1 pseudogene is annotated in these 294 nt (G+C 37.1%); it reads left to right on the forward strand.

Annotated features, from left to right (window positions below):
• Window positions 1-294 (forward strand): annotated as a pseudogene (locus tag ACHRWY_RS27660) (glucosamine-6-phosphate deaminase); the annotation flags it as partial.

A 294-nucleotide genomic window follows, 5' to 3' on the forward strand; every position in this document is an offset into this window, starting at 1 on the left:
TTGGCGGAGATTTGCCAAAAGACATCAATTTCAAATCGGTAATTGAGTTTTTAAATAATAAATCAGAAAACCAGATTGATTCCCTGGAAGTTCGAAAATTAAAAGGGCTGATCAGACGTAGAGAATCCTATGCAGCCACAAGATACATCGGACTAAAAGATGAAAACACACACTTTTTGGATCTTCCGTTTTATGAAACCGGACAGGTAAAAAAGAATCCGTTAGGTCCTGAAGACATTGCAATTGTAAAAGAAATTATTGCCAGGATAAAACCCCATCAGGTATTTGCAGCAG

It is taken from the genome of Flavobacterium sp. FlaQc-48, from assembly GCF_044007335.1.
GTDB lineage: Bacteria > Bacteroidota > Bacteroidia > Flavobacteriales > Flavobacteriaceae > Flavobacterium.